16 protein-coding genes are annotated in these 21,148 nt (G+C 67.6%); 5 read left to right on the top strand and 11 right to left on the bottom strand.

Going from position 1 to position 21,148, the window contains the following annotated elements; genetic code table 11:
* Positions 1 to 83 precede the first annotated feature (83 nt).
* From ACWMMN_RS15015 to ACWMMN_RS15025, 3 genes are read left to right on the top strand one after another with little or no spacing between them, the layout of a single operon-like run.
* Positions 84 to 3,530, top strand: a complete 3,447-nt coding sequence (locus ACWMMN_RS15015; protein ID WP_486422810.1) for a molybdopterin-dependent oxidoreductase — start codon at positions 84 to 86, stop codon at positions 3,528 to 3,530.
* A gap of 24 nt (positions 3,531 to 3,554) precedes the next feature.
* Positions 3,555 to 4,490: a bifunctional Delta(1)-pyrroline-2-carboxylate/Delta(1)-piperideine-2-carboxylate reductase gene (gene lhpI / locus ACWMMN_RS15020; protein ID WP_174994092.1), complete on the top strand. Its 936-nt coding sequence runs from the start codon at positions 3,555 to 3,557 to the stop codon at positions 4,488 to 4,490.
* A gap of 25 nt (positions 4,491 to 4,515) precedes the next feature.
* Positions 4,516 to 5,967, top strand: a complete 1,452-nt coding sequence (locus ACWMMN_RS15025; RefSeq protein ID WP_342702947.1) for a short-chain fatty acid transporter — start codon at positions 4,516 to 4,518, stop codon at positions 5,965 to 5,967.
* Between the two features lie 86 nt (positions 5,968 to 6,053).
* Here the strand turns inward: ACWMMN_RS15025 and ACWMMN_RS15030 are convergent, their stop codons facing one another.
* The 6 genes from ACWMMN_RS15030 to ACWMMN_RS15055 form a co-directional block, all read right to left on the bottom strand.
* Positions 6,054 to 9,257: an error-prone DNA polymerase gene (locus ACWMMN_RS15030; RefSeq protein WP_342702948.1), complete on the bottom strand. Its 3,204-nt coding sequence runs from the start codon at positions 9,255 to 9,257 to the stop codon at positions 6,054 to 6,056.
* A 6-nt stretch (positions 9,258 to 9,263) separates the two neighbouring features.
* Positions 9,264 to 10,751, bottom strand: coding sequence for a Y-family DNA polymerase (locus ACWMMN_RS15035; protein WP_256085292.1), 1,488 nt, complete (start codon positions 10,749 to 10,751; stop codon positions 9,264 to 9,266).
* Complete coding sequence (gene imuA / locus ACWMMN_RS15040; RefSeq protein WP_059233139.1) at positions 10,684 to 11,391, bottom strand: translesion DNA synthesis-associated protein ImuA; 708 nt, start codon at positions 11,389 to 11,391, stop codon at positions 10,684 to 10,686. The genes ACWMMN_RS15035 and imuA overlap by 68 nt, the downstream gene beginning before the upstream one ends.
* A gap of 239 nt (positions 11,392 to 11,630) precedes the next feature.
* Positions 11,631 to 12,425, bottom strand: coding sequence for an ABC transporter ATP-binding protein (locus ACWMMN_RS15045; RefSeq protein WP_059233138.1), 795 nt, complete (start codon positions 12,423 to 12,425; stop codon positions 11,631 to 11,633).
* A 1-nt stretch (position 12,426) separates the two neighbouring features.
* Positions 12,427 to 13,323: an ABC transporter permease gene (locus tag ACWMMN_RS15050; RefSeq protein WP_059233137.1), complete on the bottom strand. Its 897-nt coding sequence runs from the start codon at positions 13,321 to 13,323 to the stop codon at positions 12,427 to 12,429.
* 136 nt (positions 13,324 to 13,459) lie between these two features.
* Complete coding sequence (locus ACWMMN_RS15055) at positions 13,460 to 14,425, bottom strand: ABC transporter substrate-binding protein (protein WP_059233136.1); 966 nt, start codon at positions 14,423 to 14,425, stop codon at positions 13,460 to 13,462.
* A 334-nt stretch (positions 14,426 to 14,759) separates the two neighbouring features.
* Here ACWMMN_RS15055 and ACWMMN_RS15060 point away from each other — a divergent pair, with 334 nt between their 5' ends.
* Positions 14,760 to 15,068 carry a VF_A0006 family four-cysteine protein gene (locus ACWMMN_RS15060; protein WP_059233135.1) on the top strand — a complete coding sequence of 103 codons (309 nt, stop codon included), beginning with the start codon at positions 14,760 to 14,762 and terminating at the stop codon, positions 15,066 to 15,068.
* An 89-nt stretch (positions 15,069 to 15,157) separates the two neighbouring features.
* On the opposite strand, the gene ACWMMN_RS15065 is transcribed toward ACWMMN_RS15060, so the two are convergent.
* The gene (locus tag ACWMMN_RS15065) at positions 15,158 to 15,973 is read right to left on the bottom strand and encodes a MetQ/NlpA family ABC transporter substrate-binding protein (RefSeq protein WP_059233134.1); all 816 of its coding nucleotides are present in this window, start codon (positions 15,971 to 15,973) and stop codon (positions 15,158 to 15,160) included.
* A gap of 205 nt (positions 15,974 to 16,178) precedes the next feature.
* On the bottom strand, positions 16,179 to 17,816 hold the full coding sequence (locus ACWMMN_RS15070) for a methyl-accepting chemotaxis protein (RefSeq protein WP_059233133.1): 1,638 nt from the start codon (positions 17,814 to 17,816) through the stop codon (positions 16,179 to 16,181).
* Between the two features lie 222 nt (positions 17,817 to 18,038).
* Between ACWMMN_RS15070 and ACWMMN_RS15075 the strand changes: the two genes are divergently transcribed.
* On the top strand, positions 18,039 to 18,329 hold the full coding sequence (locus ACWMMN_RS15075; RefSeq protein WP_012329263.1) for a YciI family protein: 291 nt from the start codon (positions 18,039 to 18,041) through the stop codon (positions 18,327 to 18,329).
* Positions 18,330 to 18,466: 137 nt separating this feature from the next.
* On the opposite strand, the gene ACWMMN_RS15080 is transcribed toward ACWMMN_RS15075, so the two are convergent.
* Genes ACWMMN_RS15080 through ACWMMN_RS15090 form a run of 3 tightly spaced genes read right to left on the bottom strand, consistent with a single transcriptional unit; the run spans position 18,467 to position 21,126 of the window.
* Entirely contained in the window at positions 18,467 to 19,084 is a 618-nt protein-coding gene (locus ACWMMN_RS15080; RefSeq protein WP_486422811.1) for an SCO family protein, read from the bottom strand.
* Between the two features lie 18 nt (positions 19,085 to 19,102).
* Positions 19,103 to 20,005 (bottom strand): heme o synthase, encoded by a 903-nt coding sequence (gene cyoE, locus ACWMMN_RS15085; RefSeq protein WP_059233131.1) that lies wholly within the window; start codon positions 20,003 to 20,005, stop codon positions 19,103 to 19,105.
* Between the two features lie 8 nt (positions 20,006 to 20,013).
* On the bottom strand, positions 20,014 to 21,126 hold the full coding sequence (locus ACWMMN_RS15090) for a COX15/CtaA family protein (RefSeq protein ID WP_059233130.1): 1,113 nt from the start codon (positions 21,124 to 21,126) through the stop codon (positions 20,014 to 20,016).
* Positions 21,127 to 21,148: the final 22 nt, after the last annotated feature.

Genomic DNA, 21,148 nt, shown 5'->3' on the forward strand with positions numbered 1-21,148 from the left:
TCGGACCATCGAAAGGATGAATTTGTCATGGCTGCCTTCGCTTCCTAGCATAGTCGGAAACATGACGTGGACGATGCGAACCGATGGAGACGCAGGAAAAGAAGGGCTATTGCACGCTGTGCCGGTCGCGCTGCGGCACGATCAACGTCGTGCGCGGCGACACGATGATCAAGGTCCGCCCCGACGACACGCATCCGACCGGCCATGCGATGTGCATGAAGGGGAAGGCCGCGCCCGAACTCGTGCACAACCCGAATCGCGTGTTGTATCCGATGCGGCGCACACGCCCGAAGGATGCCGCCGACCCCGGCTGGCAACGCATCGGCTGGGATGAAGCGCTGTCCGAGATCGCGGAACGCCTCGCCCATTTCAAACGGGAAAACGGTGCCGAGTCGGTCGCGTTTGGCGTCACCACGCCAAGCGGAACGCCGATGAGCGACAGCATCGACTGGGTCGAGCGATTCGTCTGGTCATTCGGGAGCCCGAACATTTGCTATGCAACCGAGATCTGCAACTGGCACAAGGACAGCGCGCATGTCTTTACGTTCGGCTGCGGCATTCCCGTTGCGGATTACCGGCATGCGGAGCTCATCGTGCTGTGGGGAAACAATCCCGCCAACACCTGGCTCGCCCAGGCCGACGCCATCGCAAAAGGGCGCCGCAACGGCGCCAGGCTGATCGTCGTCGATCCGCGGCCAACCGCGCTCGCACGCGAGGCCGATCTGTGGCTGCGCGTCAATCCCGGGACGGATGGCGCGCTCGCGATGGCGATCGCGCGGCAGATGATCGCGACCGGCAACGTCGACGATGCGTTCGTCCGGGAATGGACGAACGGCCCATTGCTCGTGCGCGCCGACACCGGGCGGTTTCTGCGCGAGCGCGACATCGACAGGGACGCGTCGAGCAACCGGTACGTGCACTGGAACGCGACGCTCGATCGGCTGGAGCTGGCCGGAGAGGAACCCGCGACCCGACCTTCCGATCTGTTGATGGCCGGCGTCCGCCACGTGGCGGTCCGCGATTCGGCCGGGCACGGCATGCACGTGGCATGCACGCCGGCTTTCGACCTCTATTCGACAGCGCTCGACGCCTATACGCCGGAACATGCGGCGACGATCACGGGGGTCGATGCGGCCGACATCGTCGAAGCCGCCCGCCTGCTGCGGCCGCATCAGGCCATTGCCTATCACGCATGGTCGGGCGTCGGCATGCACACCAATGCCACTCAGACCGAGCGTTCGATTGCGACGTTGTATGCGTTGACGGGTGCGTTCGATACGCACGGCTCGAATCGGGAATGGACGAAACAACCGGCCAACGCGGTCAGCAGCTACGCGATGCTGAACCCGCAGCAACGTGCAAAAGCGCTCGGCCTCGCTGAACGACCGCTCGGCCCGCCATCGCAAGGCTGGGTCACGGCGCGCGACGTCTATCGCGCCATTCTCGACGGCGAACCCTACCGCGTACGCGCGCTGATCGCGTTCGGTACGAACATGGTGCTGTCCCAGGCGGATGGCGGCGTTGCGCACGACGCGCTCTGCGCGCTCGACTTTCATGTTCACTGCGATCTCTTCGAGACGCCGTCGTCACGCTATGCGGACATCCTGCTTCCCGTGAACACACCGTGGGAACGGGAAGGCCTGCGTCTCGGCTTCGAGATCGACGAGCGCGCGGTCGAACTCGTGCAGCTCAGGCAGCGCATGGTGCCGCCGAGAGGAGAGAGTCGTGCGGACTACGACATCGTCTTCGACCTCGCCACGCGGCTCGGCATGCAGGACGCGTTCTTCGGCGGCAGCATCGAGGCGGGATGGAATCACGTGCTCGAACCGCTCGGGCTGGACGTCGCGTCGCTGCGCGCCCATCCCGAAGGCATCGTCAGGCCGCTGCCCCAAAGCGAGCGGCAGTACGCGGCGGCGACGCCCGACGGCATTCGTGGTTTCAACACGGAGACGCTGCGGGTCGAACTGTATTCCGAGAAACTGCATCGTCACGGCTACCCGCCCGTTCCGCAGTACGTACCGCCGCAGCACGGCGAGGATGCACGGTCGAACAACCGCCGTCGCTTCCCCTGTACGTTGACCTCGATGAAGAACGGGTACTACTGCCACAGCCAGCATCGCGGCCTGCCGAGCCTGCGTCGCCGTGCGCCGTACCCGGTAGCGGAACTCAATGACGAACTGGCGGCGGAACACGGCATCGTCGACGGCGACTGGTGCCTGATCGAAACGACGAACGGCTCGGCACGCTTCAAGGCACGCGTCGTACCGGAACTGGCACGCGACGTGATCGTGGCCGAATACGGCTGGTGGCAAGCCTGCGACGAAATCGGCCTGGATGCGCTCCCCGCGGGCGGGCCCGGCAACAGCAATTTCAACCGGCTCGCCTCGGCAACGCAACTCGATCCGGTCAGCGGATCGTCGCCGCTGCGTTCCATGCGTTGCCGCATCAGGCTCGACCGGTCGGTCGATCCGTCGCGACGAGCGTGGAAAGGCCTGCGGGATTTTGTCGTATCCGCGATGCGGGACGAAGCGAGCGGCGTGCGAACCGTCACGTTTCGCGCCGCGGACGGCGGCGCGCTGCCGGACTATTTGCCCGGCCAGCACGTGACCGTGCATATCCCGTCGCTCGGCGACGGCGGGACGACGCGCGCCTATTCGCTGACGGGCGCCGCCCGCGAAGACGATCGCCGCACTTACTCCATCTCGGTACGCCACCAGAAAGGCCAGACTCGCGACGGCACGGCGTTCGAAGGCGCGATGTCATCCCACATCCACGGCGCGCTCAAGGTCGGGGATCCCGTGTTGCTCGGTGCGCCCGGCGGCACGTTCGTCGTGCCGCCGGCATCGCGGCAGCCGGTCGTGATGTTCGCGGGCGGCATCGGCATCACGCCCTTCATCTCGTACCTGGAGTCGATCCGGGATCAGGCGGATCGCGCGCCGGAGTCGAGACTCTTCTATGCCAACCTGAACAGCACGACTCACGCGTTCCGCGAACGCATCGAGACATTGAGGCGGCGCCTGCCGAAGCTCGAGGTAGTCAACTGCTACAACCAGCCGCACGACGAGACGCTGGGGCACGACTATCAGATGCGGGGCTATCTGTCGGCCGACGTGGTCGACGACGACCTGATCCGGCGGCGCGCGCGATTTTATCTGTGCGGCCCTGAACCGATGATGCAGGCGATCACGTCGGGACTGATCGAACGCGGCGTACCGCCGTTCGACATCTTCAAGGAAGCATTCAGATCGCCGTCCAGGCCGGCGCTCGATCCGTCAAAGCAATACGCGGTGCAGTTCACGCGATCGCGTCGCACGGCCACCTGGACACCCCGCGACGGAAGCTTGCTGTCGTTCGCGGAGCGTCTCGGCATCGCATTGCCGAGCGGTTGCCGGGTCGGGCAATGCGAGAGCTGCGCGGTCAAGGTCGTATCGGGCGAAGTCACGCATTTGAGCGGGCATGGACCGGATGAATCCGACATGTGCCTCGCCTGCCAGGCCATTCCGGCAACCGACGTCAGCATCGACGCCTAACCCCCGTTTGAGGAAAGATTCACCATGAAATTTTTCGACGCCGCCGCGACACGCGACGCACTGGATTTCGAATCGCTGGTCGCACGCCTGCGACAGGCGTTCATCGACGGCTGCCATGTACCGCTGCGTCATTCGCACACACTCCATGCGGACAGCGAAAACGAAGGCACGGTGCTCATCATGCCCGCGTGGGAAGACGACGGCTACCTGGGCATCAAGACGGTCAACATCTTCCCGGGCAATGCGGGACACGGCATGCCCGGACTGCACTCGACCTACGTGCTCTATGACGGGCGGACCGGCAATCCGCTCGCACAGCTGGACGGCAACGAAATCACGTCGCGCCGCACCGCGGCTGCGTCTGCGCTGGCCGCGACCTATCTGGCCCGCGCGGATGCGTCGCGCCTCGTGCTGATGGGGGCCGGCCGGGTCGGCAGCCTGGTTCCGCTCGCCTATCGCAGCCAGTTGCCGATCTCGGCCGTCGAGGTGTGGGACAGGGATCACGACGCGGTGGCACGACTGGTCGAGCGGCTGACCGGGCTCGGCTTCGATGCGACACCCGTCACGAACCTCGAGGAGAGCATCCGTCGCGCGGACGTCGTCACCTGCGCGACGCTGGCGACGGAACCGATTGTCCGCGGCGAGTGGCTCGCAGCGGGGTCGCACCTGGACCTGATCGGCAGCTTTACGCCGCGCATGCGCGAAGCGGACGACGACTGCTTCCGGCAGGCGGAGATTTATGTCGATACGGACGAGGCGCCGCAGAAATCCGGCGACCTTCTGGGCCCGCTGGCGCGCAACGTCATTGCGCGCGACAGCCTGAACCGGACGCTGACGGCGCTGTGCCGGGGCGAAGCACGGGGGCGGACGAACGACAGCCAGCGCACCGTGTTCAAGGCGGTCGGCACCGCGCTGGAGGATCTGGCCGCGGCTGTTCAAATATATGAAAAAACAAACTGACGCCGTGACGGGCAAGGAGATCGACATGAAAGAGCTGATGGACGTGCAGCGCGGCGACGCGCCGGCGGTTGACCGCGAACGCATGCTGGAGCGGATGGCCGCGGGCATGGCACGCTGGTCGGAGAAGTGGTTCCCGGACGCCTATATCTTCGCCGCGCTCGCGGTGGTGATCGTGGCGGCGGGCGCACTGGCGGTCGGTGCGCCGGTCACGCGGGTCGGCGTTGCGTTCGGCGACGGCTTCTGGAGTTTGATCCCGTTCACGATGCAGATGGCGATCGTCGCCATCTCGGGTTATGTCGTCGCGGTATCGCCGCCCGCATCGAGGCTGATCGATGCGCTCGCGCGCCTGCCGTCGTCCGGGCGCGCAGCGGTGACGTTCGTTGCGCTCGTCAGTATCGTCGCATCGCTGTTCAACTGGGCGATCAGCCTGATCTTCAGCGGCCTGCTGGTCCGTGCGCTGGCGCGCCGCACCGATCTGCGCATGGATTACCGGGCAGCGGGCGCGGCCGCCTATCTCGGGATGGGTGCGACGTGGGCGCTGGGATTGAGTTCATCCGCATCGCAATTGCAGGCGAATCCGGACAGCCTGCCCAAGGCGCTGCTGGCCATCTCCGGCGTCATCCCCTTCACCGAGACGATCTTTCTCCCGCAGTCGATGCTGATGGCTGTCGTGTTGACCGGCGTGTCGCTGCTGATCGCCTATCTGTCCGCGCCCAACGACACGCGGGCGAAAACCGCGGCGGAGCTGGGCATTGATCTCGACGAAAGCCACGCCGCGCTCGCACGTCCGACCCGCCCGGGGGACTGGCTCGAGTACAGTCCGCTCATCACCATCGCCATCGTCGCGATCGGCGCGATCTGGGCCTGGCACGAGTTCACGACGAAGAACCCGCTGATCGCGATCTCGAATCTGAACACGTACAACTTTCTGTTCCTGCTGCTCGGCATGCTGCTGAACTGGCGGCCGAGGCGATTCCTCAACGCCGTCGCGCGTTCGGTGCCGTCTGTTGCGGGTGTGCTGATCCAGTTTCCGCTGTACGGCGGAATCGCCTACATCCTGACGAAAGCGGCGGCGCCCGCCGGACTGCCGCTCTCCGATCACCTCGCCCATTTCTTCGTTGCGATGTCGTCGCATTCGTCGTTTCCCGCGTTGATGGGCGTGTATTCGGCCGTGCTCGGGTTCTTCGTGCCGTCCGGCGGCGGCAAGTGGATCATCGAGGCGCCGTACGTCATCGAGGCGGCGAAACTGCTGCAGGTTCATCTGGGCTGGGCCGTGACCGTCTACAACGCAGCCGAGGCGTTGCCGAACCTGATCAACCCGTTCTGGATGCTGCCGCTACTCGGTGTGCTCGGGCTGCGTGCCCGCGACATTGTCGGTTTCACGTTCACGCAGCTGGTGGTTCACCTGCCGCTCGTGATCTTCATGCTCTGGGCGCTCGCGAGCACACTCGCCTACCATCCGCCCGTCATGCCGTAACGCGCAACGGGTTCATCGCATCGCGACGATCGACCGGCTTCACGCCCGTCGTGCCGCGCGCGGTGCGCCCCGGTATCAGTGGAACATCAGTGGAACTCGCGGCTCGACGTGCGCAGGCCACCGAGCAGCGGCGTCAGATCCTCGAAATGCTGTACGACGAGGTGCCTCACGTCGCTCGCGACCTGCCACACGCCGGACGCCGCGAGCAGCCGCGAATCGAGGGTCTCGCGGCGCTGCCGCGCGAGCAGTTCGGGCCGGACGATCAGGTTCACGCAGCCCGTTTCGTCCTCGAGCGTCATGAACATCACGCCTTTCGCGGTGCCCGGCATCTGCCGCGCGGTCACGAGCCCGCACGCACGCGCGAGCCGGCCGTCGGGCCGGTCGTGCAGTTCGGCTGCGGACGACAGCCGCCGCGCGCGCAGCGCGGGCCGCAGCAGCGCGACCGGGTGACGGTTCAGCGTGAGGCCGGTGGTGTGATAGTCGGCGAGGATGTCGTCGGCTTCCGACGGCGCGTCAAGCGCGGGCTGCTCCGCTTCGTCGATCGGCGCGGCGGCGAGCAGGTCGCGCTCCGGTGCCGCCGCGACGGCCTGCCACAACGCGTCGCGGCGATGACCGGCGAGCGTCGCGAGCGCGTTCGCGGCGGCGAGTGCTTCGAGGTCGCGGCGTTCGAGCTGCGCGCGGCGCGCGAGCGTGTCGACGTTGCCGAACGGGCCGGTTGCGCGTGCGGCTTCGATGCGGCGCGCGGCGGCTTCGCCGAGGCCGCGCACGAGCGACAGGCCGAGCCGCACGGCCGGCTGGCCGTGCGGCGGCAGCTGGCCGGGCAGCGCTTCGAGTGATGCCTCCCAGTTGCTTTGCGTCACGTCGATCGGCATGACCTGTACGCCGTGGCGCTTCGCGTCCTGCACGAGTTGCGACGGCGGGTAGAAACCCATCGGCTGACTGTTCAGCAGCGCGGCAAGAAAGATCGCGGGTTCGTGGCATTTGAGCCAGCTGCTCGCGTACGCGAGTTTCGCGAAGCTGGCCGCGTGGCTTTCGGGGAAACCGTAATCGCCGAAGCCCTTGATCTGCTCGAAGATCTGTTCGGCGAATTCGGGCGGATAGTCGCGCTCCCGCATCCCGTCGACGATCCTGCGGTGGTACTGCTCGAGATTGCCCTTGCGCTTCCATGCGGCCATCGCGCGACGCAGCTGGTCGGCTTCGCCGGGCGTGAAGCCGGCTGCGATCATCGCCACCTGCATCACCTGCTCCTGGAAGATCGGCACCCCTTGCGTACGTTCGAGCGCCGGCTTCAGATCTTCCTTTGGATAACTGACCTTTTCGATACCCTGGCGCCGTTTCAGATAAGGATGCACGGCCCCGCCCTGGATCGGCCCCGGCCGCACGATCGCGACCTCGATCACCAGGTCGTAATACGTGCGCGGCTGCAGGCGCGGCAGCATCGACATCTGCGCGCGCGATTCGATCTGGAACACGCCGACCGTATCGGCGCGGCAGATCATGTCGTAGGTCGCCTCATCGTCCTGCGGAATGTGTTTCAGCGTGAACGGCTCGCCGTCCGGCTCCGGCGGCCCGCGCCACGCGGTGCGCATGTCGAACGCGCGATGCAGCGCCGACAGCATGCCAAGTGCGAGCACGTCGACCTTCATCAGCCCGAGCGCCTCGAGATCGTCCTTGTCCCACTGGATCACGCGCCGCCCGTCCATCGCGGCGTTCTCGACCGGCACGAGCCGCGTGAGCTTGCCGCGGCTGATCACGAAACCGCCCGAGTGCTGCGACAGGTGGCGCGGAAAGTTGAGCAGCCGCGCGGCGAGTTGGGCCCACGCCTGGATGAGCGGCGTCTGCGGATCGAGCCCGATCGTCGAGAATTGCTGCAGCAGGTCGCGGCTGCCGTCGAACCAGCGATGCCCTTTCGCAACACGGTCGATCAGCATCGGATCGACACCGAGCGCCTTGCCGGTTTCGCGCAGCACGCCGCGCGGGCGATAGGTCGACACGGCTGCCGCAAGCGCCGCGCGGGTGTGCCCGTATTTTTTGTAGATATGCTGGATCACCTCTTCCCGGCGCTGATGCTCGAAATCGACGTCGATATCGGGCGGCTCGCCGCGCTCCGCGCTGATGAAGCGTTCGAACAGCATGGTGCTCTGCTCGGGATTCACCTCGGTGATGCCGAGGCAGTAGCAGACGACCGAGTTCGCGGCCGAGCCTCGGCCCTGGCACAGAATGTTCTGGCTGCGCGCGTATTTGACGATGTCGTAGACGGTCAGGAAGAACGGCTCGTAGCGCAGCTTCTCGATCAACGCCAACTCGTAGTCGATCCGCTCCTGCACGTGCCCGGGTATCTTTCCGGCGTAACGTTGAAGTGCGCCGTCCCGAGTCTCCTGTTTGAGATAGCTCGTCGGCGTATGCCCCTTCGGCACGATCTCGTCGGGATACTCGTAGCGAAGCGAGCTGAGTTCGAAATCGCACGCATCGAGAATCGCGCACGTCTCCGCGATCTCTTCCGCCGAGTACAACTGCCCGATGCGCTGTCGCAAACGCAGATGCTGTTCCGCATTCGGCGCAAGCGCATACCCGCACTCTGAAACCGGCATGCCGACGCGGATCGCCGTCATCACGTCCTGCAGCTCCTTGCACGAGCGCCGGTGCATCGTCACGTCGCCCAGCGCAACGACACGCACCCCACGCCGTTCGCCGGCCGCACGAATCTCCTCGCGCTGCGCACCGTCCAGCGCCCGCTGCAACTGCACGAGCCCGAGCCGCGCACGTTCGCCGAACGTCGTGCGAAACCACGCGACCTGGGCCTCGAGCACGTCCGCACGCACCGGGTACGCGGGCACGAGAATCGCGAAGCAATCGGGCATGCCGCGCAAGTGGGCAAACTCCGCAGGCGGCGCCGACAACATCCTCGACGTCAGCGTGTAGGTACCCTTCGGCGCTTCCATCCTCCGCCACGAAATCAGTTCGGAAAGATTGCCGTACCCCTCGCGATTCTGCGCAAGCAACACGAGCCCGAACGCACCGGGGCCCGGGTCGTGGCCGGGCGCGACGTCATCCGGCGTGACGTCGAAATACGAACCGATGATGAGCGGCAGCCCTTTCGCCTGCGCTGCGACGTGCATGCGCGGCGCGCCGGCGAGCGAGCATTCGTCGGTGATCGCGATTCCGCGATAGCCGAGATCGAATGCGCGCTCGACCAGTTCTTCCGCATGCGACGCACCATGCAGAAACGAAAAGTTCGAACGGCAGAACAACTCCGCGTAATCGGGCAACCAGCTGAATTCCGCAACCATCTCCGTTCACCCGAACAAGCCGTGCAGGAACCAGTGCGGCTCGGACTCGCTCCCCGCCCGCTCCCTGAACACCCAATAGCACGCCCCGGCTTCGTCCTGCGCGACGTGATAATCGCGTGCGGCGAGCTGGCCATCGAACCAACCGGCCTCGATCCGCTCCGCCGACGACATCATCCTGAGCGGCGTATGAAATACCGGCCGCTCCCCGCGCATCAGCAACGGCAGCGGCTCGGCCAGCAACCATGCGGGCCTCGGCGGCACCGCGGGCGGCCCGCCGGCCGGCTTGCCGGCCTGCGCATCGAGCGGCAGCCAGCGGTTCGCGGCCTCGGGCCGGTGATCGGCAACCGGCGCCGCACGCAATACGTTCTCCGCGCCGAGTCGCGCGACCAGCAATTCGAACAGCCGCGCACGCGTCTCGCGCGTGCCGCCCGGCTCGGGGAAAAGATCGTCGGCCGGTGGCGCGACCGATTCGACGCGCGTCGCCTTCAGGCGCACCGCGATCACCGCCGCCGGCAACTCGACGCGTGCGAGCCGCTCGCCGAGCAGCCGCATGAAGTGCACCTCGTCGCGCACCGGCGCGGCGAATGCGAGCTCGAGCGGCGTCGGCGGCACGGCCTGGCGGCCGCGCTCGTGCTCAAGATCGAACGTCATCGCGGCCAGCGACAGCTGCCGCGCAGCCAGCCAGCCGCAGAGCTGAACGACGAGCCGGTGCGCGGCGAACAGCACGGCTTCCGCGTATTCGACGCGCTCCGGCAATTCGAGCCGCACGTCGAACACGGGCGGCACCGCCATCCACGCCAGCGGCTCGACCGCGTCGCCGTACGCGCGATCGAGCGCGGCCAGCAGCGCGGGGCCGCAACGGCGCTGCAGCCCCGCGCGCGGCAGGCCGCGCAGATCGGCGAGCGTGCGGCAGCCGAGGCCGTCGAACCAGCCCGCATACGGACGCGCATCGGGCAGCAGCACGCAGGGCAGCCGGTCGAGCGAGCGGACGAGCGAAGCCGTGCGCGCGACGCGGCGCCGGATGCGCGCCCGCGCCGACGTGCGCGCGAGCAGCCACGCGCCGCCTCCGGTCGGCGCGGCGGACAGGCGCGCCGCATAGCCGAGCGCCGCGAGCGTCGCGCGCACCTGGCGGCACAGCGACGGCAGGCCGCCGAACAGGCGCAGGCTCGGACCGACGTCGACGAGCAGCGTGGCTTCGTCGTCGAGCGCGACGCACGGCGAGAATCGCAGCAACGCGAGCGCGACCGCGCGCAGCGCATCGGCCTCGCGCGCGGGATCGCGTTCGACGAGCTGCGTCTCGGGCGCAAGTGTGAGCACGCCGCCGCGCTTCATGCCCGCGCGCACGCCCTGCCGCTGCGCGGCCGCATCGGCGATCAGCACGACACCCTGCTCGAGCACCGCGCAGCCCGCGCCGCCGGCCGCTGCGTCAGACGGCGGCGGGGCGCACACGTCGAGCGGCAGGCGCGGCAGATGGATGCCGAGCAAGACGCGCATAGCGGCTCTCCACGATGGGCGACGGCAGGTCGAGCACGAGCGGCTCGCTGCGCGCGGGCCCGCGACGCTTGACGATGTCGAGCGACACGCCGCCCGGCACGGGATACAGCGCGACGCGCAACACCGCGGGCGACGGCTGCCGCGCGGCCGACAGCGGGCGCAGCATCACGAACAGCGTGTCGCCCGTGCGCGCGGCCGCGAGATGCAGGCGCCGCAGCGCATCGGGCCGCGCGTCCTGCCAGAGCAGCAGCGCGCCGCAACAGCCGGTTCTGAGCGCCTGCTCGGCGGCCCACAGCGCATCCGTACGGCTGCCGGCGCGCAACCACAGCAGCGCGTCGGCCGGCACCCCGAGGCTGGCGAGCGCGGTTGCATGCGGCGATTGCGGCGGCGCGACGAGCGCGAGCGGACGCCGGGCGCTGACGGTGCGGGCAAGCGCGGGCGCGAGCAGCCGCATCTCGCCGCAGCCCGGCTGCGCGGCCAGCAGTTCGACGAGCCCGCCGACCGGCCAGCCCCCGCCCGGCAGCTCGGCCGACAGCGGCGCGAAGCCGGTCTCGATCGTGCGCGGGCCGCCGCGCGCGAGCTGCGAGCCGCGCCAGAGCGACGGATGAAGGGATTCGGGAGAAATGGAGGATGCGAGCATGACGCCACCCACAACTGTATGGATATACAGTATATGGCAATGCGCCCGCGTCGCACAGCACCGGTGCGTAACCGGTTTTCATCAGAGGAAAAACGACGGGAAAGCCGGCGCGGCCGTCATGTTACGCCGCGCCGGAGCGGGCGTGGCCGGATCGTGTCGCCCGGCGGGCCGGCACACCACCCCGCCGTCAAACCGGCACGATGCGACACCCCGCACCGCGCCGGCCCGCCTGCCGCCCGTCAGCCGAGCAGCAGCGCGTCGTCGTCGAGCTGCTCGTGACGCACCTTCTCGAACATCTGCAGCAGGTCCGGCACGTCGAGGCCCTTGCGCGCGTCGCCCGACACGTCGAGCACGACCTGCCCCTGGTGCAGCATTACCGTACGGTCGCCGTAGTCGAGCGCCTGCCGCATGCTGTGCGTGACCATCATCGTCGTCAGCTTGCTCTCGGCGACGATGCGCGCGGTCAGCTCCAGCACGAACGCGGCCGTCTTCGGGTCGAGCGCGGCCGTGTGCTCGTCGAGCAGCAGGATCCGCGACGGCCGCAGCGACGCCATCAACAGGCTCACGGCCTGCCGCTGGCCGCCGGACAGCAGCCCGATCCGGTCGGTCAGCCGGTTCTCGAGGCCAAGGTTCAGCAGCCGCAACTTGTCGCGGAACAGCTCGCGCGACGGCCGGTCGAGCGCGGCACGGAAACCGCGCCGCACGCCGCGCGCCATCGCGAGCGCCATGTTCTCCTCGATCGTCAGCGCCTCGCAGGTGCCGGCCATCGGATCCTGGAACACGCGCGCGACGAGGTGCGCGCGGTCCCACGCGGCCTTGCGCGTCACATCCGTGCCGTCGATCGCGATACGTCCCGAATCGACGCGCTGATCGCCGCTGACCGCATTGAGGAAGGTCGACTTGCCGGCGCCGTTCGAGCCGATCACCGCGACGAACTGGCCGTCGGGAATCTCGAGCGACAGCCCGCGCAGCGCGCGCGTCTCGATCGGCGTGCCGGGATTGAACGTGAGTTTGAGATCTTGTGCGGACAGCATGTCATGCCCCTCCGTTCTTGCGCGCGAACAGCTTCTTGCGCGTCGCCGGCAGCACCAGCGCGATCGTGACGAGCGCGGCCGTCACGAGGTTCAGGTCCTGCGCCTTCAGGCCGATGAATTCGCTGTTCAGCGCGAGCGCGATGAAGAAGCGGTAGACGATCGCGCCGAGCACGACCGCGAGCGTCGTCAGCACCAGCCGGCGCGCGGGCAGCAGCGTCTCGCCGATGATCACGGCGGCCAGCCCGATCACGATCGTGCCGATCCCCATCGAGATGTCCGAGCCGCCCTGCGTCTGCGCGAACAGCGCGCCCGCGAGCGCGACGAGCGCGTTCGACAGCGCCATCCCGGCGAGCGTCGCGCGGCCGGTCGCGATGCCTTGCGCACGCGCCATCCGCGGGTTCGCGCCGGTCGCGCGCATCGCGAGGCCGAGCTGCGACGAGAAGAACCAGTCGAGGCCGAGCTTCGCGATCACGACGACGATCGCGAGCAGCGCCGGACGCAGCACGTAGTCGGGCATCCAGTCGGGCTGCAGCACGGTGAACAGCGTCGGCTCGGTGATCAGCGGCACGTTCGGCCGGCCCATGATCCGCAGGTTCACCGAGTAGAGCGCGATCATCATCAGGATACTGGCGAGCAGATCCATGATCTTCAGGCGCACGTTCAGCCAGCCGGTGATGAAGCCGGCCACCGCGCCCGCGACGATCGCGATCAGCGTCGACGTGAACGGGTCGTAGCCGGCCGAGATCAGCGTCGCCGCAACGGCGCCGCCGAGCGGAAAGCTGCCGTCGACGGTGAGGTCGGGGAAGTTGAGGATGCGAAACGAGATCAGCACCCCGAGGGCGACGAGACTGAAGATCAGGCCGATCTCCAGTGCGCCCAGAAACGAGAACAGAGACATGATGGGGAAATCCTGTTGCTTCCCGGCCGGACGTGTACGGCCGGGCGAAGCGAACGGGCGGCTCCGGGTGGGAACCGCCCGTCCGGCGATGTCGTCCAGGCCCGGATCGGGCCTGCAAGCGCGGCGGTCGCGCCGCTTACTTGATGACCGTCTTCGCTTCCTTCACGAGATCCGGTGCCAGCGTGACGCCCTGCTTCGCGGCCGCGCCCGTGTTCACGAACAGTTCGAGGTTGCTGCTCGTCTCCGACGCGATCGCGCCCGGCTTCTCGCCCTTCAGGATGCGCGCGACGACCTTGCCCGTCTGGCGGCCGAGGTCGCCGTAGTTGATGCCGAGCGCCGCGATGCCGCCGCGCTTCACGCTGTCGGTGTCGCCGGCGACGAGCGGGATCTTCGCTTCGTTCGCGACCTTCACGAGCGCTTCGTACGCGGACACGACGTTGTTGTCGGTGTTCGTGTAGATCACGTCGACCTTGCCGATCAGGCTCTTCGCGGCCGGGCCGATGTCGACGGTACGCGGTGCGGCCGCTTCCTTCAGCGTCATGCCCTGCTTCGCGAGGATCTCCTTGAGCTCCTTCACGACGACGACCGAATTCGCTTCGCCCGGGTTGTAGACCATGCCGACCGTCTTCGCATTCGGCACGACGCGCTTGATCAGCGCGACCTGGCGATCGAGCGGCAGCTTGTCGGACACGCCCGTCACGTTGGAACCCGACGGGGCCCAGCCCTTCACGAGCTGCGCGGCAACCGGATCGGTGACGCCCGAATAGACGACCGGCACGCTCTTCGTCGCGGCGACGACCGACTGCGCGGCCGGCGTCGCGATTGCGACGATCACATCGGGCTTGTCGCCGACGAACTTGCGTGCGATCTGCGCGGCCGTGCCCGTGTTGCCCTGCGCGCTCTGGTATTCCCACTTGAGCTTGTCGTCGCCGTAACCTTCCGCCTTCAGTTCGGCGCGCACGCCGTCGCGGATCGCATCGAGCGCCGGATGATCGACGATCGACAGCACCTTGACGGTCTGTGCCTGCGCGGCGCCTGCCAGCGCGAGTGCGGCCACGCCGGCCGTGATCGAACGGATCGCGAAAGTCTTGAATCGCTTCATGGGTGAGTCTCCCCCGTATTGTGTCGGTTCTGGATAATGGATTCCCGCCGCCGTCGGGCGGGCGCCGCCGCGCGTGCGACACGCCGGCGATCGGCCCGCGCACGCTCCGGGAAAGCGTGCAGCGGCGAACGCACGAGGATACCATTTCCGCAGACCACCGCCTGACTCCGCGCTTTCGCCCGGCACGCCGGATCGCAGCACGCGCCGCCCCCCGGCGACCGCGTGCAAGGCCCGTCCGGCGGCGGCTTCGGCACGCATCGTGCCAACGCGTCAGCCGAGCTCGTGGCTTTACGTTATGCTGTCGGCCGACCCAATCCACTCGATCGGAGGGCAGATGAAACGGGGGATCCGAGCCGTCGCATTCGCCACTGTCGCGCTGGCGCTGCCGGGTGCGGCATTCGCGCTGACCGACGGCAGCGAGCAATACGACAACTGCATGCTCAATGCGCTGCGCGAAAGCCGCAACGGCGCGGCGGCGCAGCTGATCCAGCGCTCGTGCGACGCGCTGTACCGCAACAACGCGATGCTGCTGCCGCGCGAACGGCGCTTTCACGAGTGCGTCGTGCAATCGCTGCCGGGCGTGCGCGACAACTACGCGATCCAGCAGATCATGTCGATCTGCTCGCGGCGCGGCGAGATGTGAACGGGCGCTGATCGATACCGCGCGCCAAAGAAAAAGGGCCTGCGCGATGCAGGCCCTTTTCGTTCAGCGGTCCGGCCGGTAGGCGGCGTTCAGAACGACGCGACCATCGAGCCCTTGAACTGCTTCTTGATGAATTCCTTCACTTCCGGCGACTGGTACGCCTTGACCAGCTTCTTCACCCACGGCTGATCCTTGTCCTTCGCGCGCACGGCGATCAGGTTCGCATACGGGCTCGTCAGCGCTTCGAGCGCGATCGCGTCCTTGGTCGGCTGCAGATTCGCGGCCAGCGCGTAGTTCGTGTTGATCACGGCGGCGTCGACGTCCGACAGCACGCGCGGCAGTTGCGCGGCGTCGAGTTCGGAGATCTTCAGCTTCTTCGGGTTCTCGGCGATGTCGAGCACCGTCGCGTTGTTGCCGCCCGTGCCCGCGCCCGCCTTCAGCTTGATCACGCCTTGCGTCTGCAGCAGCAGCAGCGCGCGGTTCTCGTTCGACGGATCGTTCGGCACCGCGAGCTTCGCGCCTTGCGGCAGGTCCTTCAGCGCCTTGATCTTCTTCGAGTACACGCCGATCGGCGAGATGTAGGTCAGCCCCGCGCTGACGATCTTGTAGCCGCGCTGCTTCACCTGGCTGTCCAGGTAGGGCTGGTGCTGGAAGCTGTTCGCGTCGAGGTCGCCCGAATCGAGCGCCGCGTTCGGCTGCACGTAGTCGTTGAACTCGATGACCTTCACGTTCAGGCCTTCCTTCTCCTTCGCGACCTTCTGCACGAGCTGCCACACTTCCGAATCCGGGCCGGCGACCGTGCCGACCTTGATCACCTTGTCTTCGGCGTGCGCGCCTGCCGACAGCGTCAGCGCTGCGCCGGTGGCCAGCACGGAAAATACCTTCAGGAGACTGCGACGCTTCATCTGTTTCTCGCTTTCTTGCTTACTGGAAATGGGGCGCGATACGGGTAAGCCCCGACTCGCAGGAAGGGGCAAATGGTGTCACAGGATCGGCGGGAAGTGAAATACATCCCGCTCATATGGGTATGCACCGCAGCGGTGCTGGCGGCCGTGACGCGACTTGGCCGTTAGTTGCATTTCAAACGAGTCGCGCCCCGGCCGGCGCGCGTCACATCGCCACCGCCTCATCAGCCGCCTTCGCGCCGAACGCGGGTTCGGCCACCCGCGCGCCGGCCCGGCGCGACGCCAGTCCGCCGGTGTCGTTGACCCGGAACGCGCCGATCGCATCGCGCAGCCGCGCGGCCTGTTCCTGCAACGACGCGGCCGCCGCCGCGGCTTCCTCGACGAGCGCCGCGTTCTGCTGCGTCACCTGGTCCATCTGCGTGACCGCGCGCCCGACCTGCGTGATGCCGCTCGCCTGCTCCTCGGACGCGGCCGCGATCTCGCCCATGATGTCGGTCACGCGCGCGACGGCCTGCAGGATCTCGCCCATCGTCGTGCCGGCCTGGCCGACCAGCGTCGAGCCGTTGCGCACGCGCTCGACCGAGGCGACGATCAGCTCGCGGATCTCCTTCGCGGCCGTCGCGCTGCGCTGCGCGAGCGAGCGCACCTCGCCCGCGACCACCGCGAAGCCGCGGCCCTGCTCGCCCGCGCGCGCGGCCTCGACCGCCGCGTTCAGCGCGAGGATGTTGGTCTGGAATGCGATGCCCTCGATCACGCCGATGATGTCGGCGATCTTGCGCGAACTGTCGTCGATCTCGCCCATCGTGCCGATCACGCGGTTCACGACGTCGCTCCCGGTGCGCGCGATGTCCGACGCGTTGTTCGCGAGCCCGCTCGCCTGCCGCGCGTTGTCCGCGTTCTGCTTCACCGTTGCGGTCAGCTGCTCCATGCTCGCGGCCGTTTCCTCGAGCGACGCGGCCTGCTCCTCGGTGCGCTGCGACAGGTCGTCGTTGCCGGCCGAGATCTGGCGGCTCGCCGACGCGATCGATTCGGCCGACTGGCGGATCCCGCCGATCGTCGCCTGCAACCGCGCCTGCATGTCGTGCATCGCGGCCATCATGCTCGTGCGATCGCCCGCGCGCACCGGCACCGGCTGCGTCAGGTCACCCTGCGCGATGCGCGCCGCGAGCGCGGCCGCTTCGTCGGGCTCGCCGCCGAGGCTGCCGCGCACGTTGCGGATGATCACCAGCATCGCCGCGCTAATCACGAAGCCGATCACGAACACCACCGCGAGGTGGCCGAGCAGCGTCCGGTAGTAGATGGTGTCGATGTCCTTCAGGAACACGCCGCTCGAGATGTTCCAGTCCCACGGCGCGAACCGCGTGACGTAGCCGATCTTCGGCACGGCCGTCTCGCTGTGCGGCAGCCGCCCGCGATATTCGGCGAAGCCGCTGCCGGTCGCCTTCGCCGCGTTCAGGATCGTCACGAACAGCGGCTTGCCGTCCGGATCGAGATAGTCGCCGACCTGCGTGTTGACGAGCTTCGGCAGCGTCGGGTGCATCAGCACGACCGGCTTCGAGTCCATCACGAACACGTAGCCCGAATCGCCGTAGCGCATCGCGGCGAGACTCGCGAGCGCGTCGCGCTTCGCGTCGGCCTCGGGCAGCGTGCCGCTCTGCGCGAGCGCGTGATACGCCTTCACGATGCCGGCCGCCGAGTCGACGAGATTGGCGATGCCCGCCTTGCGTTCGTCCAGCATCGTCGCGCGCGTCTCGTACGCGCTCCATGCGCCGACGCCCAGGAGACCGATCCATACCAGCGCAAGCGCGAGCCACAGCTTGCGGTTCAAACTCATTCTGCTCATCTGCGTGCCTCTGTCGATGTCGTTGCGCCGATGCGCGCGAACGGCCTGTCCCGCGCAAACGGTTGCCCTTTTATTTACGGCATCGAGGCTTACAACTTGAATACGCGACGGTGCGACGAACGGGCGGCCGGCGGGCCGTGCCGGCGCGACAGCCCCGATCCGCTGTGCTACAAAGACCGGCTGACCGGCGCGCCACGCGCCGGCGTCATTCCAGGGCCATCCATGTACGTCATCGACATCCACTACACCGCGTCGCTCGAGCGCATCGACGACGCGCTCGAACGCCACCGCGCGTATCTGCAGCCGCAGTTCGACAAGGGCATCTTCATCGCCGCGGGGCCGAAAGTGCCGCGCGAAGGCGGCGTGATCCTCGCGGCCCGCATCGATCGCGACGCACTCGACGCGATCCTCGAGACCGACCCGTTCGTCACCGAAGGGCTCGCCACGTACCGCGTGACCGAATTCCGGATCACGCGCGCCGCGTCCGGCTTCAACGTGCCGGCGCTGCCGTAACGCGACAGCTGCGCATCACGCGCGCAGGCAGACGCGCCGCCGGCGGGCCGCGCATGCAGACAACGGTAAGGGGGAAGCGTGACGGCGCAGATTGGCCGTCACATGAAACGCCGGGCCGGGCGCCCGGCGGCGGCCGGTCAGTCGACCAGCAGCTTCAGGTCGTGGACCCACGGGGCGGGGCCCTGGCCGTCGCGCACGAACAGGCGCAGCTTGCCGTCGCGGTCGAACACGTAGCTCGCGGCCGTGTGATCCATCGTGTAGCTGCCGGGCGTCTTGCCGGGCACCTTCGCGTAGTACACGCGGAAATCCTTCGTGACCTTCTTCAGCGCCGTTTCGTCGGCCGGCCGCAGGCCGATGAACGACGGGTCGAACGCGGGCACGTACTGGCCGAGCAGCGCCGGCGTGTCACGCTCCGGATCGACGGTGACGAACAGCACCTGCACGCGCTTCGCCGCGTCGGGCCCAAGCTGCTTCAGCGCTTCGGACAGCTCGGCCATCGTGGTCGGGCACACGTCCGGGCAGTGCGTATAGCCGAAGAACATCACGACGGCCTTGCCCTTGAAATCGCCGAGCGTACGGACCTTGCCGGTCGTGTCGGGCAGCGAGAAGTCGCTGCCGAACTGCGTGTTGCCGGTGATGTCGAGATTCTGGAATTTCGGCGCGTTGTCGCATCCGGCGAGCAGCAGCGCTGCCGTGAATGCGCACGCGAGCATCCAGCCTTGGCGCGCGCGGCGCCCGAACCTTGATTGGAGCATTGCGTTCAAACCGTGCGGTTATACGCCGAGCAGCGGGCGTGCATAGTGATCGACGAGCAGCGCGGCGAACAGCAGCGACAGGTAGACGATCGAGTAGCGGAAGGCCTTGCGGGCGAGTTCATCCGAATAGTCGCGGTAGATCTTCCACGCATACGCGAAGAACACCGCGCCGAGCAGCACCGCACTCGTCAGGTAGACGGCCCCGCTCATCCCGGAGATGAACGGCATCATCGTGACCGCGAACAGGATCACCGTATACAGCAGGATGTGCAGCCGCGTGAATTTCTCGCCGTGCGTGACGGGCAGCATCGGCAGCCCCGCGTTCTCGTAATCCTTGCGGCGATACAGCGCGAGCACCCAGAAATGCGGCGGCGTCCACACGAAGATGATCAGCACGAGGATCCACGCATCGCCCGGCACCGCGCCGGTGACCGCGGCCCAGCCGAGCGCCGGCGGCATCGCGCCCGACGCGCCGCCGATCACGATGTTCTGCGGCGTCATCGGCTTCAGCAGCAGCGTATAGATCACCGCGTAGCCGACGAACGTCGCGATCGTCAGCCACATCGTCAGCGGGTTCGTGAACGTATAGAGCGTCCATGCGCCGACACTGCCGAGCACGGCCGAGAACAGCAGGATCTGCGGCGTCGTGATCTCGCCGCGCGCGGACGGGCGCCACGCGGTGCGGCGCATCATCGCGTCGATCTTCTGTTCGACGAGGCAGTTGATCGCGAACGCGGCGCCGGCCAGCAGCCAGATGCCGACCGTGCCGCCGATCAGCACATGCCACGGCACCATGCCCGGCGTCGCGAGGAACATGCCGATCACCGCGCAGAACACTGCGAGCTGCGTGACACGCGGCTTCGTCAGCGCCATGTACTGGGAGAAGCGGCTACCGGGCGATTGGGAGAGGGTGCTTTGCATGGGGACGGTCACGCCGGGGCGGCGTCGCGCGCAGGCTGCGCGACACGGCCGGGGCGGCTTGAAAGGATGCGAAAGTTTAACATGACGACGAGCAGCAGCAGGATCGCGGCCCCGCCGTTGTGCGCGACGGCGACCGGCAGCGGCCACTGCAGCACGATGTTGGTCAGGCCCGTCACGAACTGCAGCAGCACGACCAGCAGCACGCCGTTCGCGGGCCGCCGCAGCGACTCGAAGCGGCGCATCTTCAGCGCGAACGCGACCAGGTACGCGACCACGACGAACGCGAACGTGCGGTGCGTCCAGTGGATCGCGACCAGCGCATCCTGCGTGATCGCGTCGCCGTCCTTCGTCATCCCGAGCGCGCGCCACAGATGGAAGCCGTGCTGGAAGTCCATCGGCGGGATCCACTGGCCGTTGCAGGTCGGGAAGTCGGTACACGCGAGCACCGCGTAGTTGGTGCTCACCCAGCCGCCGAGCGCGATCTGCACGACCAGCAGCACGAGCGCCGCGAGCGCGGCCGCCCGGAAGCGCCCCGCCTCCGGGTCATACGACGGCAGCGGCGTCTGCCGCGCCGCGAGCCAGCCGAGCGTACCGAGCAGCGTGAGGCCGAGCAGCAGGTGGATCGTGACGATCACCGGCTGCAGCTTCATCGTGACCGTCCATGCGCCGAATGCGCCCTGCACGAGGATCAGCAGCAGCAAACTCGTCGGCCACCACGGCGACACGTGCAGCGGGCGGCGGCGCAGCCGCGCGGCCCATGCGATCACGACCTGCGCGATGATCAGCACGCCGATCGCCATCGCGAAATAGCGGTGGATCATTTCGATCCACGCCTTCGTCATGCTGACGGGCCCTGTCGGCATCGCCTGGTGCGCGGCCGAGATCGCGGCATGCGCGATGAACGGCGACGACGTGCCGTAGCAGCCGGGCCAGTCCGGGCAGCCGAGCCCCGAATCGGTCAGCCGCGTGAAACCGCCGAACATCACGAGGTCGAGCGTCAGGAACGTGGTGATCCACACGAGCTTGCGGAACTTGTTGTCGTCGGCCTTCACCCACACGTACGACAGCGGCAGCAGCGCGATGCAGAAGCCGATCAGGCCGAGTTGCAGTAGATACGACATCGGAATGGTGCCTCGTTCTCTC

The sequence above is a fragment of the Burkholderia cepacia complex sp. TUM26381 genome, from assembly GCF_057439935.1.

Bases quoted from the DNA above. Each gene is read 5' to 3' on its own strand.
- ACWMMN_RS15080 (WP_486422811.1), bottom strand. From the start codon at position 19,084: ATGCTCCAATCAAGGTTCGGGCGCCGCGCGCGCCAAGGCTGGATGCTC.
- ACWMMN_RS15055 (WP_059233136.1), bottom strand. From the start codon at position 14,425: ATGAAGCGATTCAAGACTTTCGCGATCCGTTCGATCACGGCCGGCGTG.
- ACWMMN_RS15050 (WP_059233137.1), bottom strand. From the start codon at position 13,323: ATGTCTCTGTTCTCGTTTCTGGGCGCACTGGAGATCGGCCTGATCTTC.
- ACWMMN_RS15030 (WP_342702948.1), bottom strand. From the start codon at position 9,257: ATGGTTGCGGAATTCAGCTGGTTGCCCGATTACGCGGAGTTGTTCTGC.
- ACWMMN_RS15060 (WP_059233135.1), top strand. From the start codon at position 14,760: ATGAAACGGGGGATCCGAGCCGTCGCATTCGCCACTGTCGCGCTGGCG.
- ACWMMN_RS15045 (WP_059233138.1), bottom strand. From the start codon at position 12,425: ATGCTGTCCGCACAAGATCTCAAACTCACGTTCAATCCCGGCACGCCG.
- ACWMMN_RS15070 (WP_059233133.1), bottom strand. From the start codon at position 17,816: ATGAGCAGAATGAGTTTGAACCGCAAGCTGTGGCTCGCGCTTGCGCTG.
- ACWMMN_RS15090 (WP_059233130.1), bottom strand. From the start codon at position 21,126: ATGTCGTATCTACTGCAACTCGGCCTGATCGGCTTCTGCATCGCGCTG.
- lhpI (WP_174994092.1), top strand. From the start codon at position 3,555: ATGAAATTTTTCGACGCCGCCGCGACACGCGACGCACTGGATTTCGAA.
- ACWMMN_RS15025 (WP_342702947.1), top strand. From the start codon at position 4,516: ATGAAAGAGCTGATGGACGTGCAGCGCGGCGACGCGCCGGCGGTTGAC.
- ACWMMN_RS15075 (WP_012329263.1), top strand. From the start codon at position 18,039: ATGTACGTCATCGACATCCACTACACCGCGTCGCTCGAGCGCATCGAC.
- ACWMMN_RS15065 (WP_059233134.1), bottom strand. From the start codon at position 15,973: ATGAAGCGTCGCAGTCTCCTGAAGGTATTTTCCGTGCTGGCCACCGGC.
- cyoE (WP_059233131.1), bottom strand. From the start codon at position 20,005: ATGCAAAGCACCCTCTCCCAATCGCCCGGTAGCCGCTTCTCCCAGTAC.
- ACWMMN_RS15035 (WP_256085292.1), bottom strand. From the start codon at position 10,751: ATGCGCGTCTTGCTCGGCATCCATCTGCCGCGCCTGCCGCTCGACGTG.
- imuA (WP_059233139.1), bottom strand. From the start codon at position 11,391: ATGCTCGCATCCTCCATTTCTCCCGAATCCCTTCATCCGTCGCTCTGG.
- ACWMMN_RS15015 (WP_486422810.1), top strand. From the start codon at position 84: ATGGAGACGCAGGAAAAGAAGGGCTATTGCACGCTGTGCCGGTCGCGC.